Here is a 14,663-nt window from a genome sequence, read left to right as displayed (position 1 = left end):
TAGACAAAAAAACTGACCAATAAATTGGTCAGTTTTTTGAATCATATTTTCCTTAAATCAATTACTTACATAGATTGCTAAAAACATCAACGCTGCACCTAACATGACAAATAGATGCCAAATCACATGGGTGAATCGTCTGCTTTTCATGCTATAAAATAGTGATCCCACAGAATAGGCGATTCCTCCGCCAACTAGCAGTAGCAAGCCAGTCAAATCGATATTCTGATAGAGCTTAGGTAGCACAACGATGATTGCCCACCCCATCACATTGTAAATGATCGTTGAAACTTTTGATACCTTGTTTGTCTTTGTTAAAGTCAAACATTTATAGATGATGCCAATCACTGCTGTCGCCCAAATAACACTTAGCAAAACTAGTCCTGTCGTTCCTTGCACGACTAGCAGACAAAATGGCGTGTAGGTTCCAGCAATCAAAAGGTAGATCGAACAATGATCAAATACCTGAAATACTTTTTTTGCTTTCGTAAAAATCAAACTATGAAATAACGTAGAAGAAAAGAATAGCAGAAAAAGAGAACTACCATAAATCGCAAAAGCGACATAATCTAAGGTTGTATGGGCGCGATCCATCAGCAAATTGAAGCAAAGCAGACTTAACAAAGCTGCAATCCCATGGGTCACCGCATTTAATACTTCATTGACGATTTGGTACTTTCGGCTAAATTCTATCTCCATCTTGATCCACTCCATTTCGTTTGTTCAATTTCATTATACATGAAAGATGTTCTGTTTACAAAAACTTTATCATCTAGTTTCCGAAACTATATTATTTTTTAATAACTTTTGTAAAATATTTTATCATCATGATAAGAAATAGCAACAAAAACACACTGATCAAGCCATTTACGAGTAAAAATGCAGTACGCTTCGCCCGTTTCACTTTTTCTAACGATTCTTTTATTTCTTCTGGTTCAACAGCGACCCTGTGTCCGCGTACTAATAAACGGTGACTGTTGACCATATACGGAGTACAAGTAACCAGTGTGACTAAATCTTGATTTTCTTGGATTTGTAGCGCTTCTGTTTCTGTCGGTGCTACGGTTTTAATCTGATCGACTTGATACGCAAGATACTGTCCATTGATTTCAATATAAAAGTGATCTTCTATTTTTAATTGAGGTAAATCTGTAAACAATTTTGCTTGCGGCAAGCCTCGGTGGCTGGAAAGTACCGCATGTGTCGATTTGCCTCCGATCGGGTATGAGGTGCCCTCGAGCAGACAAGCGCCTTTTTCCAATAGTTTCGTCGTTGTTTGATCAAAAATCGGTAAGCTGACATTGATTTTGGGGATCGTCAAAACACCAACGGTATGTGATTCGATATACGATTTCTGAGATTTTTGATCATTCTTTTTTTTCTTGGAAAATGGGTCTGCTTCTGGCATCGCTACGTTTGATGCCAGTTGTTCATTTTTTTTGATCATCCGCTTTTGTAATTCAGCAAGTTCTGTCGCATGTTCAGACTTTGCCTTTTTTTGATAATTTTTGATGATCTGCTGGTCGAGATAATTATTCAACGTATCACTGACAAAAGGATACGCCAAGCTGAGGACACCGATAAAAAATACCGAGAACATGATTAGATCTAACAGACGCCATTTTTTTTGTTTCATTTTATTCTCCTCAGCGAGTCACTTGTTCTTCATTTGATACTATTTAACTTTTGGTCGTTTTAGCCAGTATGCACCCACGATTGTCAGTAAAACCACACCTAAGAAAATGTACAATGAAATGCCTTTGCCACCAGTTGCTGGTAATGTCCCTTTGTGTTTGTTTGGTACTTTCTCTGGTGCAACCAATTCACCTGTAACAGCATAAGATTGCTGATCGACCTTAAACGCAATTCGTTCAGTTAGTTTCACATAATTGTTTGGTGCTTTTGTTTCTTCTAAATAATACGTACCATAAGACAAGCCTGTGATATCCACTAATCCATCACTTGTTGTCGTGAAAATCGTTGCTTCTTCCTGTGAAGTCGTCCACGCTACTGCTTTTGTTACTGGATCAATGATCAAATATTTCGCTGTTGCTTCATCTTGATCACGTACCACAAACGAAGCGTCTGCTAATGGTTTGATATCAGCTACTGCTCCATCTACTTTAATGAATCGTTTCCCACCTGTCAGTACTTCCACAGTTGGTGGTGTTTGATCTGTCGTATGTCCAGTATCAACATTTGCTTCGTTGTTATAGCCTTGGGTTGGTTCTGCTAACTGATTCAAATGCATGTAATAAACAAAACGCAACGTACCACCTGGAGTCAATGAAGGAATATAAGTTGGTTCAATCGTTACTGTGAAGCCGTTTGTTTGTTCAGTTACGTGGTAATTTGTTGAATCAATGATCGTTTCACCATCGTAAAGTGCATAACCTGTTTCTCCCGTTGATTGGTTCATGAATGTTAAAGCTGGATCATGTGTATCAATCAATTTGAAGGTGGTATATTTATTGTTTGATCCTTCTTTATCCGCGATCCCAAGAGGAATATTGACGCTGATCTCATAATTGATCGGTTCTCCGATTGCTACGTCTTGCCCATCTAATTGCGGCGTTTCTTTTTCTACTTTCGTCGTATCATTTTTCACTATAAGTTCAACTGGCGTTTGGCTACCAACAACAATTGTGAATGGTGTCTTCGTTTGCTCAGTGATCATCGCTGCATTTTCAGGTGCTTTTACTTCTTCTAACACATATTCGCCAACTTCTAATCCAGTAATGAGCATTTGACCTTTCTCTGCTTCATTTTCAGCAACGTCCTCTTCACCGATTTCATAGCTTTTGCCAGTCACAAAGTGTTTTGCTTTAGATTTATCAGTTGTCCATGTATACATTCCTTGTGCTACACCTTGCAAATATTTGGCAACACCTACATCTTCTTTCACAATGACAAATTCCGCACCGTTTAGTGCTTCACCTTCTGCTGAACCTACTTTTTTGACCTTCAGCGTTCCTTCATTTTCCACGACATTTTTAGGATATAAATGAACTACGTCTAGTTCTTCTGTCCCATATTGATATGAACCGTCGGATTGTTTGATCAGTTCATATACTGGAAATGCCACAACCATATTTGCAGCAGCTGTTACTCCTGATTTTGCTTCTTCTTCAATCACATAAACTGCATCTTTTCCAGCTTGTTTTTTTGGCAATGCTAAAGAAAGATCCCCCTGAGCGTCTGTGGTACCAGAAAGAAGAGCTGTGCCAGAAGTCTGTGATTGGACGATCGCTTTTGCTTCTTCAATCGTCGCGCCATTTTTTCTTGCTTCAGCAAATGATTCGGTGACATCATACACATGGAACGTCACATCTGCCAACCCTTGATAGTTGTTGAATTCAGTCATTTCTTTCCCTGTATTTTGGATCTCTTGTTGTGGGAAATCTAACATTTTCTTTTTGTGGATCACCAATTGTGCATCCATTCCTTCAGCAAACACTTGTGGATTAGGAAGTAATGCCACCAGTGTAAGTAGTGATGAAATAAGACATAGTAATACTTTTTTGAAATTTTTTCTATTCTTCATTCTTCTTTACTCCTGTTCTTTTGATAAATAATGAAACTACCTATGATCGATATGCCACCAATCATACCAACACTTATTTTTTCGTCAGTTGTTTTTGGAAAAAGAAAACTCGTTTCTTGTTTCTGATTAGTGATTTTCAAAGGTTCACTAGGTTGTCCATTGATGGCATATGACATACTTTTTACGACAAACGAGACAGCATAAGGATTTCTTTTATACCCTTTTGGTGCTTTGATTTCTTCAAGTAAATATTCTCCGTCTGCTAAGCCATTGATGGAAAATAAGCCATTTCGATCAGAAGTCAGCGTTATTGCATCTCTTGCTCGTTTTTTCCAGCAATATTTTCCATCTTTCAAATGCAGGTATTCTTCCTGTTGGTTTTTGATCATAAACATTGCATCTTCTAGCACCTGTTGTTCCTTATCTTTTGTAACTTTTTGAAACCACTTCCCTCCTGTTCGAATACGTGTACTTCGTGACAATGATGCTGTTCCGATATCTAATGTCGCTTGATTGATGATCGATTGATCAGCGATTGCATCTTGTCGTAAACGCATCTGATAGTTGATCCTCACTGTTTTACCTGCCAGATCTTGCAAGTCTTGACCGTTAAACGCAATACTGAATCCTTGACTATGGCTATGAAACGTCAGATTTTCCAAGCGTTTTTCTTCACTGTGGACTTTGAGCGATTCAGTTAGCAACTCCAACTCTTTCGTCGCACTGTCAGTGACTACACATGTTTCTTCAGTTGCTATTCCATTTGGAAACTGGATATCCAATTGATAGTAGATCTTTTCACCAATCGAATAAGTGTTTTTTTCCTCTACAAGCTTTTTTTCAAAGACGATCGCAGATGGCTCTTGGTTCATTTTAGGATAGAGATGGATTGCCTTTTGTGGGTGATCATATGAATCATAAAGAGGCAAAACCACGACTACATTTTGTGATCCTACAAACGCATCTGCTATGTGAGTGGTTTCGTTCACTAAATAAACGTTACCTATTTGATTCGTTGACTCACGTAGATCAAAGATTGCTACATCTTCTCCATCATTGTTCGACTTCACCAGTTTTTCCATTAGAAAAGAACCTGCTGAAGTACCTTGTCGCGCAATGATTTGTTGTGTTTCTTCGACAGTAAATCCTTTTTTACGTAATTGATAAAATGATTTTGTCACATCGTAAACCGCAAAACTCGCTTTATGAGATTCCGTTTGTTTATCTGATGAGGGTTGCGTAGTATGGACAATCAACTGGACCATCTCTTGTGTTTGGGCGATACACGTTTTGGCACCACCAACTAACAGAAAAGGCAACAACAGCAAGAACCAATAATACTTGGTCAACTTGAAATGCCTCCTCGTCTCATCCCCCTTAAATAAACGACAAATGAAACAATCGCAAGGATACCTAATAATAGGAAGCCAAGTCGGCCAGATCCTCCGGTTTCAGGCAGTGGGATCAATGCCTGATTGGTGATGACCAAATGGATTTGGTTGTTCGTATGATCAGTTTGTAACTGGATTTCTGATGGTTCACCATCTACAGTTACTTTTCCATCCGTTTGGATAACGATCTGTACGGGTTGCTCTAACCCCAGATAACCTTCTGGTGTTTTGATTTCCTCCAACGTGTACTCACCCGGTTTTAGGTTCTCAAAAACAAATGTATCAGTTGCTTTATCGTCGTTTGGTAATTCAACCTGTCCATCTGAACCGGATAGTCGGAAGACTGCCCCTTTTAACACCTGTCCTGTATCCGTTTGCTTTAGGACTGTTAAATCAAAAGGTTTGATTTGATTCATATGCGTCAATGTCCAAACGGTATCTTCCTCTACATTTTCTCCGTCATAGAGAATCGTACCGTAAGGGTCAACTTTAAATTCATAGTTTCCTGGAATCGTATCGTAACCAAGCGGTCCTGCTGTTTCTACTAAGCGATATTCACCCGCTTTTTGTATCACGAATTCTGCCAATCCTGATGACGCGGTAACTTCCTCTTTCAGTGTATGATAGGTTCCTGTTTCTCCTTTTATTTGTAAAGCAAAAGTTGCTCCTGCCAGATTGATTTTTTGTTTGTCCTTTTCAGTATATTTTCTTATGGCTATCGGAAGGTCTGCAAATGGATTCTCAATCGTCAATTGGATCACTTGATCAGTGACTGTAGCTTGTTGTTTGTCCACTGTTACTTCCCCATTGTCAGAAATAGCAATTTCCCACGCCTGCTTTTCCGATTTTTCATGTCCAGCAGGTGCACTGATTTCTGTCAATGTATAAGATTTTCCTTTTTCAAGGCGTGTGCCTTCTGGCAATGAATAGGTACCATCCTCATGGTCGATCAGCTGAATCTCCTGACCTTCAATCGTTAGTTGAAACACTGCTCCTTTTAGGAGATGGTCAGCTGACGAAGTTTTCTTGGTTATTTTTAAATCTAAAGGAACAAATTGTTTTTTATTTTTCCAAGTCGTTGCGTTGACTTTTTCTGATTGATATCCTGGTACATCTAACTCATTCACCGCTTCATAGTGAAATTCTTGCCCTTGATTGTTGTGTTTTGGCAAGCTGAGGGTTTCACGAGACGCTTCACTGGACGCTAGAAGTTTGGTGATATTGGTTCGCTCCCAAACATTGGTGTTCTCCTCTTCCGGTTTACTTAATTGTACATAGCCACTTTCCCAACTAGATGTTTCGGTGATTCCTGTTCGCTTGATTTCGTAAATCACTTTCTCTGGTCGAGTCGTCGTATCTTGATCAAATTCTTCCCATTCTTTGAAAAAATCAAGAGATACACCTGGTGCTTTGGCTGACGGCACACCGAATTTAGCAAAAACATCTGGGTTGCTCGTTGGTTGGAAGATTGTTTGCCCATTCATTTGATACCAAGTATCAGTCTCGAACATTTTGCTTTCTGTTTGGAGTCTCACTTGATAATGTAGTTGGATTTCTTGCCCTTTTTCTAAATAGATTTTATCGACGTTGATCGTTTGCCCATCAATAGAGAGAAGTGGCTCAATCGATAGAGGGGTTGTCCCTACACTTGTAACAGAAGCGCTGTCTGGTTGATAAACAAATGGATCAATGATTGGATCAGTGATTTTTCCATCAACGACTGTTCCAGAAAGCTGCACAGCTTTTTTGGCTAGATAATCAGCAATATCTGTAGACTCATTGGCAGATTCATAATATGCCGTGCCGTCTTCGCCAGTGGAAACCATCTTACGCATTCGACGTTCTACTTCCTCTTTCGTGATGCCTTCAGTTTCATCTCCTTGCAACTGTATACCCAAGCCATGGATCTCGATTCCTCGTTGTTTCAATGCCATTGCTTCACCAATCGTTGCTGTAAACGTTGAATTGATCCAACGCCATTGTGAATATTGGTCTCTAACAGGTACAAGATAAGGCGGGGAAATTTTTGAAGTATATTCGGGATGATCGACTTGATTGCTAAAAGTCGCGCCATAATAACTAACGTCCTCTTCAGTCACCACACTTGATACGTGATAGGAGCATGTCGGAACACCATCAGTCAAAAGAACGATCACCTTTTTGTGACCATTTTGTTCAGACAACATCTCGCCTGCCTGACGTAAACCATTTTGAGTAAACGTACCACCACTTGTTGAATCAGGTGTGGCTGCTTGGATTTCTTCCTTTACAGAATCAAATCCTGCAATCGGTATCGTTCGATTGTCGTAGCCTTCACTAGAAAAACCAACATAACCTAAATTGATTTTTTCCGTTACACCACTTTCTGATAAGGTATCGACAAATCGATCAATCCCATTCTTCACTTCAATAATACGATTGTCCTCATTCATACTGCCAGACCAGTCAACAACCAGAACGACATCTAAAGGAGGGATATTTTTTTGGGTATTTCCTCGAACATTCAGATACAAGTCAAACAATCCAGGAGTCGCTGTCTCTTTGGCAAATTTACGGATTGCGTAATCGGCTTCTTCTTTTTCCCCACCATATTCAATATAAGAATTGTTTTGATTGGTTGGGTCACCATCCCAATTCGTCAATCCATCCCATTGTGATTGACCATGACGATTCCCTTGATGATTTCGTACATTCTCGTCATTTTCCGGTTGCCACATCGCTTGCGGATAGGTTCCTTGCTCATCTGTGGTATATTCCGGTTCAATCGTCGCTAACCCTTTCGGTTTCAACTGTTCATTGAATAATTTTGGTTGTTCAAACGGACGATATTCGTTTTTAGCTATCGATGAATCATCCGACACCTCACTGTTTTCAGAAGAAGTCGTGGTTTCAGACGTTGGTTCACTCGTTTGTGCAGTTTCCTGATTCTCGTTATCTATAGAAAATGAAAAGGAAGCTGGGTCAGATAAAAGTAACTGACCCGTTTTTTCTTCTATCTGAATATTGAGTTGAAATTCTTTGCTCGTACTCGGCAATTCAATGGTCAATTCTTTTTCTTCAATGGCTTGAGAAAAATCACCTGCTAGCCATTTTCGTTGTTGCTCATCTGTGTATTCTTGATATTCCTGAGAAACAGAGGAAAGCAGATTCGTTTCAGGTGCATCTTTTGGATGTAACTGGAATAAAAATCTGTTTTCTTGTGTTTGCTCATTTAATCGATACACGACCGTTAGCTGACGATCTATTTTCCTAATACTTACTTTGCCATATTCATTATTTAAGACTTCAATGGTTGCCTCTTCATTAGCTGCCACAGTCTTTCCTTTTTGGAAATAGAAATAGGTGACGAAAAATAGAGAAAATAGACAGAAAACGATGAAATAATTTCGCTTCTTCATTTATGGATACCTCCTTAGAAAAACTTTAAAATTCAATTAGATAATATAAAAAAAAGAAAAAATTCACTAATCTTTCTAGTTCTCTTCTCTTTTGTCTCTAACTATTAAATTACAGTTATTTTAAGGAGCTTTAAATTTGATATAGTAAAACGAATACATTGAATGATTAGTTATTTAAAACCGATTTATTATTCTTTTCTCTCACAAAATATACTCATTGAGCAATAATTTTGAGACAAATTTTAAAAAAATATTTCTAAATCCGATAGAGTTTTTTTAGAAAATTGAGACAAGTATTTACAAGGAAAAATAAATACGGTATTAATAATAAAAATATAAAAAGAAGGTGAAGAATTGATTGAAAAAATTTTATTAGATGACCATGCAAGAATGAAATTAAATGTGTATGGAAAGATAATGACCTTATGGCCGGGGGAATATAGTTTAGATCATGTACGAGAAAACTTAGATTTCTATTTCAGTCCGACCCGTTTCAAAAAAATCCTATGTGCTATACAAGATGATTTAGAACAATTTACTGATATTAAACTGTTACATACTAAAAACAAGTTATCCATTCCTGAACAACTTGTTCAATATACCCAATACCAACATTTCCTATCAACAGAAAGTGTTCCTTATAAATTATTGATCAGTCTTCTGACTGAACAAGATGAAGATCTTGCAGCTTTTTGCAATCGCCATTTTATCAGCCGCTCAACATGTTTTCGACAAACAAAAAAATTGGCTGAATATTTGAAGGAGTACAATATCAATTTGAATTTATCGAATCTTACCTTATCTGGTTCTGAAATGCTGATTCGTATCATTTTTTTCAACTTCTTTTGGTTTGTTTCATTAGGAGAAAGTCTGGATAGTATTCCTTACAGCCAAGAAGTTCGCGCATTGATTTATAAGCACGAAGGATCGCAACACAAGAATAAGTTTGATTTAGGAAAAAAACAAGCTAGTCTCCATTGTCTGATTTGTTTGCTGAGGATCGAAAATAATCATTTTACGGATATCTATCGATTATCGAGAGATTCCTTTATTCCAAGTGAAACAAACATTGACTTTTTTTACGACTTCTTCAAAATTGCGAATCTTCGTTTAGATATCTTAGAGGTAAACTCTTTGTTTTATTTGTTCTATTATTGGCCGTTTCTTACCTCTAATCAAGATATTCGTGTGCCGATCGTGCAACATTCCTATCAACAACCGAGTAATGAGATCAAAGCTATTTTAGAGGAATTTCAAGAGCACTGTCAGACATTTATTGGTACATTCCATTTTGAAAAAGAGCCCGCTTTGCTTTTGAATCTCTATCTATCCATCGGTAACTTTAGCATGTTCAAGCAAAAAATTCCTTTGACCACATTATTTATCTCTTCTTATATTCAAGATAAATACCCACTTTTACGTATCTTGACAATCAAAATCGAAGGGTTTTGGAAAAAAATCGCACAACGAAAAAACTATACCTGGTTGAAATCTTGCGTAAGTGAATTAGCCTTTCTACAAGCCAGTTTACTTTATCCATATTATTCAGAAATCGATGAAAACTATAAATTGAAAGTTGGGTTTGTCAACGTCTCTGAGCATCTGATCTCCGCAGAAATCTTGAATTTAGGCAAGAAGATCCCCTTTGTAGATATCGAGCGACTCACGCTTCCCATCACTGAAGAATATGACTTTTTCATCTTTGGTTCCCCCCTGCTGATTCCTAATGGTCTTGATTCTTCTAAGTATACAGTCCTTGATTTTTGTCATTATAGAGACTTTGAGACAAATCTGTATCAACGACTGTTAGAAGTCCATCATTTAAAACTACAAACATTGTTTGCTGATTAACTGATTAATATAAAAAAAAGCTTTTAAGCATCCTGCTTAAAAGCTTTTTTACTACACTCGGTTATTTTGCACGTTTTACGTATGAACCTTCTGCTGTATTGATTTCTAGTAATTCATCCGCTTCAATGAAATCAGGAACATTGACTACTAAGCCTGTTTCCATCGTTGCAGGTTTACCAGAACCAGTCACTGTCGCACCTTTGATCGATGGTTGTGTTTCAACGACACGTAAGACAACTGTTGTTGGTAATTGGACACCAATCACTTCGCTACCGAAGAATTGGATTTTAACTTCCATGTTTTCTAAGATAAATTTCATTTCTTCAGCTACAGTTTCTACAGGGATCTCATATTGTTCGTATGTTTCTAGATCCATAAAGAATGCTGTATCATCCATTGTGTATAAGTATTGAACTGGTTTTGTATCAATGTGTGCTTTTTCAAATTTTTCGTCTGGTCTTAGTGTCGTATCATAAGTAGCACCAGTACGAACATCTTTTAGCTTCATACGCATCACAGTATTTCCTTTACCAGGTTTGTGATGGCTTGCATCAATTACTTTGATCAATTTTCCGTCTTGGACAAATGTCATTCCGGCTTTTAAATCGCTTGCTGAGATCATTATTTTTTGCTCCTTTTTTTCTTAATCATAATCACCCTTATTGTATCAGACAAACGTCTATAAAACTAGGAAATTATTGCTTTTCAAATGATAGTCTTTGACTTTCTTATTTTTTCATGCTATTTTTAATTAAATCATTATTGGAGGGATAAACATGGCAATCAATTACTTAAAACAATTGAAGTGTTGTTGTATGGTGTATAAAAACAGCATACTGTTTGCCATGTCTATTAATTGCCCTTCATAGTTGAATGAAAGATCTCTTTCTGTAGTGAAAGTGTTTTCTTTCTTGGTCTTTTCAATTTATGATCTTACGAGGAGCTGATTAAATAGTCAGCTCCTTTTTATTTTACTTTTTTGGAGGTTTGGATTCGTGATCATTTCATCAATTACTGAAGCAATCGGGCATACACCCGTCTATAAATTTACTGCGCAAGATTTTCCTATGCCAAAAGATTCCGTGATCTATGCAAAACTGGAATACTTGAATCCAGGAGGTAGTATCAAAGACCGTTTAGGTTTGTATTTATTGACTTCCGGTCTTGAGAGCGGAAAAATCGATCAAGAAACAACGATCATTGAGCCAACTGCTGGTAACACAGGGATTGGTTTAGGTCTGGCAGCTTTGAAATTCAATTTAAAAACAATTTTTGTCGTACCAGAAAAATTTAGTATAGAAAAACAAAAAATCATGCAGGCACTAGGCGCAAAAATCGTACACACTCCTACAGAAGAAGGAATCGTTGGTGCGATCGAAAAAAGTAAACAATTAGCTTCTGAGATCCCAAATAGTTATGTTCCCTTGCAGTTTGAAAACCCAGACAATCCAGCCACTTATTACCAAACATTGGGGCCTGAATTGTTTCAAGAATTGGAAGGGTCAATCAATAGTTTTGTTGCCGGTATTGGAAGTGGTGGTACGTTTGCTGGAACCGCAAAATTTCTAAAAGATCGTTTACCTGAACTTCGCCTGATTGGTGTTGAGCCAGAAGGATCAATTTTGAATGGTGGTCCTTCACATGGGCACGAAATTGAAGGCATCGGCGTTGAATTTGTCCCCCCTTTTCTTAGTGAGTTGACAATTGATCGATTTGAAACGATTTCTGATGCTGAAGGATTTGCTTACACACGTCAACTAGCAAAAGAACACGGATTATTAGTAGGCAGCTCGAGCGGAGCCGCTTTTGCCGCAGCCTTAAAAGAAGCACAACGTCTACCGAACGGACAGTCTATCCTGACCATATTTCCAGACACGTCCGATCGTTACTTATCAAAAAATATTTATCTGTAAGCAACAAACGACACAATAAACTCAATGAAGAAATTGGAGGAAATAATTATGCATATTCAAACAAAATTGATCCATGGTGGTATTAGTGAAGATCCGACAACCGGTGCAGTTAGCGTACCGATCTATCAAACATCGACTTACCGCCAAAATGCAGTTGGACAACCGAAAGAATACGAATATTCACGTTCAGGTAATCCAACACGTTTTGCTTTAGAAGAATTGATCGCAGACTTAGAAGGTGGCGTTCGTGGCTTTGCCTTTGCCTCAGGTCTAGCAGGAATCCATGCAGTCTTTTCCTTATTCCAATCTGGAGATCACATTCTCTTAGGCGATGATGTCTATGGTGGAACTTTCCGTTTATTTGATAATGTTCTTACAAAAAATGGGTTAGAGTATACGATCGTCGATACAAGTAATCTTGCACAGATTGAAGAAGCAATTCAAGACAATACAAAAGCTTTGTACCTAGAAACACCAAGTAATCCTCTACTTAAAATCACCGATTTGAAAGCAGGGGCTGCCATTGCAAAAAATCGTGACCTGTTAACAATCGTGGATAACACATTTGCTACACCATACTTTCAAAAACCTTTAGAATTAGGCGCTGATATTGTTTTACACAGTGGCACAAAATATCTAGGCGGGCATAGTGATGTCGTTGCTGGATTAGTTACGACAAACAACCAAGAGTTGGCGGAACAAATTGGTTACTATCAAAATGCCATCGGTAGCGTATTAGGTCCACAAGATAGTTGGTTGATGCAACGCGGGATCAAAACTCTTAGTGTGCGTATGGAAGAACATCAAAAAAATGCCTATGCTGTAGCAGAATTATTAGCGAACCATCCTGAAGTTGAAGCAGTCTATTACCCTGGTCTAACAACCCATAATAATCATGAAATTGCGAAACAACAGATGTCCGGCTATAGCGGAATGGTTTCCTTTACCTTGAAAAACGACGCAGATGCAATTCCTTTTGTAGAAGCTTTGCAACTATTTATCCTCGCTGAAAGCTTAGGTGGTGTCGAAAGTTTAGTGGAAATTCCTTCTGTGATGACTCATGCCTCTGTACCTAAAGAAAAACGCGAAAAAGCTGGAATCAAAGACGGATTGATTCGTTTATCCGTAGGAATCGAGTACGCCCAAGATCTTTTAGATGATTTGAACCAAGCCTTTACCCAATTGAAAAATCACTGATCCATTTTATCTTTAAAGAATTGAAAAAAAATCAATCAGTTTTCTACACCTGACCTGCAATAAGTGTTAGAATTTAGATAAATCGACCCAATCTTTTTAGAGGATTTTCATTTCCCTAAAAAGAATCATCAGATAGTTAGGAGTAATTCAATATGAAAATGAATGTCGAAAGTTTTAATTTAGACCACCGTAAAGTAAAAGCCCCTTATGTTCGTGTAGCTGATCGTAAAAAAGGCGAGCATGGCGATTTGATCATCAAATATGATGTCCGTTTCAAACAGCCAAACAAAGAACACATGGATATGGCAGGTTTGCATTCTTTAGAACATTTAACTGCCGAAAACATCCGTAACCATGCAGATTATATTGTAGACTGGTCACCAATGGGATGCCAAACAGGCTTCTATCTTACTGTCATCAATCATGAAAATTATGACGATATTTTAGATGTTTTAGAAAAAACGATGAAAGATGTGCTACAAGCAACAGAAGTTCCAGCAAGTAACGAAATCCAATGTGGCTGGGCTGCAAACCATACGTTAGAAGGCGCACAAGCTTTAGCGCGTGAATTTTTAGCAAAACGAGATGAATGGTCAGACGTCGGAGTATAAACAGACCATACATTTATTTAATCATAATAGAGATTGAGGAAAGTGACCTCTATCTCATAGTCATAAGCCGTAAAAGACAAAAGAACATGCCAAATCTTTGTCTTTTACGGCTTGTTTTGGTAAGTTATGAGAAAGACAATTTGGCGTGAACTTTAAGAGAAAACTCAAATAATATCTCTTAGTCTTCCATGTTGGCTAATGATCGAAGGCATTGACTTTCGCTCATTATGTTTTCAGTTTAGGGGACTACGTCAGCAAACCCTTTATTATACATCAACAAATAGGAGGAAAAAACGAATGGATATCTATGATTTTAACGTCACATTAGAAAATGGGACAACTTACTCATTGGACAAATACAAGGGCCACCCTATGATCATCGTTAATACTGCAACAAAATGTGGTTTGGCGCCGCAATTTGAACAGTTGGAAGAGCTTTACCAGATGTATCAGGAAAAAGGGTTAGTAGTGTTAGGTTTCCCATCGAATCAATTCAAGCAAGAAGTAGCTTCTGCAAATGAGGCTGCGGAAGCCTGCCGAACAACGTATGGTGTTACATTTCCCATGCATCAACTAACGGTAATCAATGGCGGGGATGCTGATCCCCTATTTGATTATTTAAAAGAACAAGCACCAGGTACTTTGACACCTGCAATCAAATGGAATTTTACAAAATTCCTTATTGATAAAGACGGTCAAGTAATTGAACGTTTTGCGCCAAAAACTTCACCATTAAAAATGAAAGAAGCAATCGAAGC

General features: G+C 37.9%; 11 protein-coding genes (1 of these 11 only partly in view). 5 read left to right on the top strand and 6 right to left on the bottom strand.

What is annotated here, in order from left to right:
• Nucleotides 1–57: 57 nt before the first annotated feature.
• The 5 genes from trhA to IGJ95_RS02630 all read right to left on the bottom strand — a co-directional run bounded on the left by trhA (nucleotide 58) and on the right by IGJ95_RS02630 (nucleotide 8,333).
• Nucleotides 58–699, bottom strand: coding sequence for a PAQR family membrane homeostasis protein TrhA (gene trhA / locus IGJ95_RS02650; RefSeq protein WP_010736330.1), 642 nt, complete (start codon nucleotides 697–699; stop codon nucleotides 58–60).
• A 91-nt stretch (nucleotides 700–790) separates the two neighbouring features.
• Nucleotides 791–1,636 (bottom strand): class C sortase, encoded by an 846-nt coding sequence (locus tag IGJ95_RS02645; RefSeq protein WP_065096265.1) that lies wholly within the window; start codon nucleotides 1,634–1,636, stop codon nucleotides 791–793.
• A 39-nt stretch (nucleotides 1,637–1,675) separates the two neighbouring features.
• Entirely contained in the window at nucleotides 1,676–3,544 is a 1,869-nt protein-coding gene (locus IGJ95_RS02640) for a SpaH/EbpB family LPXTG-anchored major pilin (protein ID WP_438761410.1), read from the bottom strand.
• Complete coding sequence (locus IGJ95_RS02635) at nucleotides 3,541–4,893, bottom strand: isopeptide-forming domain-containing fimbrial protein (RefSeq protein ID WP_023519095.1); 1,353 nt, start codon at nucleotides 4,891–4,893, stop codon at nucleotides 3,541–3,543. Before IGJ95_RS02635 ends, IGJ95_RS02640 begins: the two co-directional genes overlap by 4 nt.
• Entirely contained in the window at nucleotides 4,890–8,333 is a 3,444-nt protein-coding gene (locus IGJ95_RS02630; RefSeq protein ID WP_153830427.1) for a vWA domain-containing protein, read from the bottom strand. The genes IGJ95_RS02635 and IGJ95_RS02630 overlap by 4 nt, the downstream gene beginning before the upstream one ends.
• 354 nt (nucleotides 8,334–8,687) lie before the next feature.
• Between IGJ95_RS02630 and IGJ95_RS02625 the strand changes: the two genes are divergently transcribed.
• Nucleotides 8,688–10,184: a helix-turn-helix domain-containing protein gene (locus IGJ95_RS02625; RefSeq protein WP_010736335.1), complete on the top strand. Its 1,497-nt coding sequence runs from the start codon at nucleotides 8,688–8,690 to the stop codon at nucleotides 10,182–10,184.
• 61 nt (nucleotides 10,185–10,245) lie between these two features.
• On the opposite strand, the gene efp is transcribed toward IGJ95_RS02625, so the two are convergent.
• Entirely contained in the window at nucleotides 10,246–10,806 is a 561-nt protein-coding gene (gene efp / locus IGJ95_RS02620; protein WP_010736336.1) for an elongation factor P, read from the bottom strand.
• A gap of 373 nt (nucleotides 10,807–11,179) precedes the next feature.
• Here efp and IGJ95_RS02615 point away from each other — a divergent pair, with 373 nt between their 5' ends.
• From IGJ95_RS02615 to IGJ95_RS02600, 4 genes are all read left to right on the top strand, one after another.
• Complete coding sequence (locus IGJ95_RS02615) at nucleotides 11,180–12,097, top strand: PLP-dependent cysteine synthase family protein (protein WP_023519093.1); 918 nt, start codon at nucleotides 11,180–11,182, stop codon at nucleotides 12,095–12,097.
• Nucleotides 12,098–12,145: 48 nt separating this feature from the next.
• On the top strand, nucleotides 12,146–13,294 hold the full coding sequence (locus tag IGJ95_RS02610; RefSeq protein ID WP_019724150.1) for a cystathionine gamma-synthase: 1,149 nt from the start codon (nucleotides 12,146–12,148) through the stop codon (nucleotides 13,292–13,294).
• Between the two features lie 152 nt (nucleotides 13,295–13,446).
• A complete protein-coding gene (locus tag IGJ95_RS02605) occupies nucleotides 13,447–13,905 on the top strand; it encodes an S-ribosylhomocysteine lyase (RefSeq protein ID WP_019724149.1) in 459 nt (152 codons plus the stop codon).
• Between the two features lie 297 nt (nucleotides 13,906–14,202).
• Nucleotides 14,203–14,663 carry the 5' portion of a glutathione peroxidase gene (locus tag IGJ95_RS02600; protein WP_010736340.1) on the top strand. 10 nt of this gene lie beyond the right edge of the window, so only the first 461 of its 471 coding nucleotides appear in the window; its start codon is at nucleotides 14,203–14,205; the stop codon falls past the right edge of the window.

Source organism: Enterococcus sp. AZ156 (assembly GCF_051714165.1).
GTDB lineage: Bacteria > Bacillota > Bacilli > Lactobacillales > Enterococcaceae > Enterococcus_B > Enterococcus_B pernyi.
The sequence above is the reverse complement of the archived record's forward strand: the minus strand, read 5'-3'. Positions and strand labels throughout refer to the sequence as shown.